Origin of the sequence: Moorena sp. SIO4E2 (assembly GCF_010671945.1) — a bacterium.
Classification (GTDB): domain Bacteria; phylum Cyanobacteriota; class Cyanobacteriia; order Cyanobacteriales; family Coleofasciculaceae; genus Moorena; species Moorena producens.
The window spans coordinates 1-3082 of the sequence record NZ_JAAHIE010000732.1 but is presented as its reverse complement, the minus strand read 5'-3'; the positions used below and the strand labels follow the sequence as shown (position 1 = coordinate 3082).

The following is a 3082-nucleotide window of genomic DNA, read 5'->3' as shown; positions in this document are numbered from 1 at the left end:
CTGGACCAAGCTCCACTCGACAACCAACGCCCCGGGCGGCTACGAGGTGCTGTCGGACCTGGCAGACGGCACAGGCCAATACCTACGGGTACACGGCATCGAACGAGGAACCCAATGGGGCTTCTCCATCAAATCTCTACGAAAGTAAAACACTTAAGTAAACCCCCTAAGTGTAGTAACTACCTAAGTGTATTAACCAGTGTATTAACCTATTGTCAGGATATCACGATATACCAATAGAAGTATATCGTGACAAAATGTGCCAAACTTATAAGAGGACAATCAAATGTTGCTCTCTATGGAGCTAGAGGACAAGGACATTGGTTCACAAAAAGACAGATCCCCGGTATGCATTACTGAGAGGACATATTCCCAAACATCTACTAAAGCGCTTCCGCAACTACTGTGTCGAACACGAGCTTGACTACAGTGAAGGACTAGAAGATACGCTGACTAAATTTTTTAACTACCTAGACAGCAGCCAAATATCAGCAGTTCCAGCACAAACTCCTACCATTGCTGATCTCATTCATGGCTGGAACTTGGAAGAACTATCACGATTAAGTGAAGTTAGCGTTGAAAACCTGCAAGCCATCTTGGAAGGGAACCGACCCACAGATGATGACTTGATTGGTTTGGGTGTAGTGCTATGCAAGAACAATGGTGAACCTTGGACAACGGATGAGTTAGTGGAGATTCGCGATCGCTGTTTCTACGGTTTTCCAAAATTGCCCAGCAACAGGGAGTGGCCAAGGATTCAATAACCATGATCGGACTAACAGCTGCCAATGGTGAATGCTATCAGAGGGGATTTTTTCAAGAAATTATCGGTTTTTGAAGCGATTTTTGGCTAAAATCCATCCTGCCAGTTACTGTACTATGGAAGCCGTCCCTTACTTAGATCAACAACCATAGATCAACAAGCAGAGGTGAGCCATAGTACTTAGCCATAGTACTTAGCCATAGTACTTAGCCATAGTCTCCGTTGGTCCGGTTTAACTTGCTTAACAGCAACACTCACTACTCAGCGTGTCATTTTAGGTTTCAGTCTTCAACAATGGACAATTTCTTTTTCTCAGGGTGCCATCTATCAGTTACCACGGAAAGCTTCAATATTGAAGCACCATCACGCTTAGCGGCCTACGCTCTAAGGCGACATGCTAGTGAGCTGGCTGTCTCTGCTCAAAAACTCAGGCTTCAACGGGCTATTGTATCCTGGCCCGGATGCGAGCGACCTTACCAAATTCCCACCTCCATACTCAGGAGCGAGACAACTATGACCGGACCAATACCCCAAAATGGAACCTATTTGCTAGGAGCCAACTACCTTCGTGTTAATGATTTTATCAAAGAAAAGCGTGAAGAAGGTCTAATTGTAGTAATTACGTCAATGTGGAATGATGTTTGCTTACACACCAATGACCTACTTGCACCAGAGCGGGGTATTCTCCAACCCCATCAGTGGACTGGCTTTAATTATCGCTACTTGTGGCGTGATAGTCGGGATGACTATAACGAACTAATTGATCGATTGACTCGGGAGCGTTACATTCCCAAATTCCAGTACACGCTGAGGCGTCCCGATGGCGCATTAGGCCGCTATGAGACCGATTATTACCTGGTAGAGGACTATCTTAACGTACCAGTGCGCATTGGTGTCAGCGATGTCAATGCTTGGGAACTAATATCAGAACCGTTAGCAAGTTAGTTTCCATGTAGTTTCCATTTTCTATCAGCCATCACTCACCACCAAGACTCAAAATATTTGATCCTGTTACCTAGGTAAGCGGCAAACCGCTTAAGGATTGACCTTGGCCTTTAGGCCACGCTACGCGAATGGTCACGCTACGCGAACGATAACTTGTTACCTGACTTACTTGACCGGTCAATTAAGTACGCTCATTCAATAACTCATCGCTGAATCTTTAGGTTTACTTGAACAGCTACGTAGCCAACAGCGATTTATTTCCCTAAAACTGTTTGCCAACAAATAACTATGCACAACCAATCAATTAATTCGGTGCCTTCTGGCAATCAAAACTCTGAAGCCAGCACTAGTGGTTTGGTGAATTATCCAACGCCGAATCATAATGAAAAGCAGCCGATAGTAAGGGGCTACCAACTGTTAAATAAAATCTCAAATAATCTAGCACTATCTCCAAAAGTGTGTTAGATTATAACTATGGTACTAAGTATTTGGGCGTAATTAAGTGTAAAATAGAAAAGTAGTTAAAAAATCCCAAACAGATAATGCCAGCTCGATTAAAAATTCGTCTAAGTGAGTTAGACATGCAAGAGTTGTTAGAGTTAAAACATGATAGTAATTGTCCAGAAAGAACTAGAAAAAGAGTAGAAGTTATCTGCTTAAATGCTAAAGGCTGGACAGTCTCTCAAATATCTGACTGGATAGATTGGTCACCGAATACAGTGAGAAAAACCATTCATAGGTGGATAATACAAGGAAAATAAGGACTCTGGGATAAGCCGAGAAGTGGTAGGAAAAAAACCTGGAAAAAATCGGATATAGACTATCTAGAAGAGCTTTGTAATGAGGGAAAAATAACTTACAAAGGTGCGCTTTCCGTAGGCGAATTAAATTCGCCACGGGTCGCACCTAATAGTAAGCAATTATCTATTCTTTTAAAAAAAGAGCGTCAAGTGGAATTAAGTCCGGAAAGAATCCGCAAAATAATTAAAAAAAAAGGATATTTATGGAAGCGAACAAAAACAAGCCCAAGACAACATCCTAACCCCAGAGAAAAAGAAGCTAAAAAAGCAGATTTAGATATGTTACGTCTGCAAGCGTCTTGTGGTGATGTTAGGCTTAAATACTTAGATGAAGCGGGTTTCAGTCTTTGGAGTCCTGTAAGTTATAGTTATATAAAGGTAGGAGAACAGAAACAAATTTCCCAAAGTAAAAAGCATAGGTGCGCTTTCCGTAGGCGAATTAAATTGGGTGTGGCTCTTTTGGAAAGACGTTTGGTCAGGTTTAGAGAGGTATCGGAAGAGTAGGAGGAGCAGTAATAGAGCAACGAGCTTGAATTAGTCGTTTCATCAAAGGAAGGCCATCTTTGTACAAAGA

4 protein-coding genes are annotated in these 3082 nt (G+C 42.3%); all 4 read left to right on the top strand.

Annotated elements, in window-relative coordinates:
- Nucleotides 1-320: 320 nt before the first annotated feature.
- The 4 genes from F6K37_RS36210 (at nt 321) to F6K37_RS36195 (ending at nt 3012) form a co-directional block, all read left to right on the top strand.
- On the top strand, nt 321-764 hold the full coding sequence (locus F6K37_RS36210; RefSeq protein ID WP_287255817.1) for a hypothetical protein: 444 nt from the start codon (nt 321-323) through the stop codon (nt 762-764).
- Between the two features lie 293 nt (nt 765-1057).
- Nucleotides 1058-1708, top strand: a complete 651-nt coding sequence (locus F6K37_RS36205) for a hypothetical protein (RefSeq protein WP_008190963.1) — start codon at nt 1058-1060, stop codon at nt 1706-1708.
- Nucleotides 1709-2250: 542 nt separating this feature from the next.
- Nucleotides 2251-2469 (top strand): helix-turn-helix domain-containing protein, encoded by a 219-nt coding sequence (locus F6K37_RS36200; RefSeq protein ID WP_287255815.1) that lies wholly within the window; start codon nt 2251-2253, stop codon nt 2467-2469.
- Between the two features lie 189 nt (nt 2470-2658).
- Nucleotides 2659-3012 carry a hypothetical protein gene (locus F6K37_RS36195; protein ID WP_287255813.1) on the top strand — a complete coding sequence of 118 codons (354 nt, stop codon included), beginning with the start codon at nt 2659-2661 and terminating at the stop codon, nt 3010-3012.
- The last annotated feature ends 70 nt before the right edge of the window (nt 3013-3082 follow it).

What these genes read in the sequence shown, in the direction of transcription:
- F6K37_RS36205 (WP_008190963.1), top strand. Translation starts at nt 1,058, where the DNA reads ATGGACAATTTCTTTTTCTCAGGGTGCCATCTATCAGTTACCACGGAA.
- F6K37_RS36200 (WP_287255815.1), top strand. Translation starts at nt 2,251, where the DNA reads ATGCCAGCTCGATTAAAAATTCGTCTAAGTGAGTTAGACATGCAAGAG.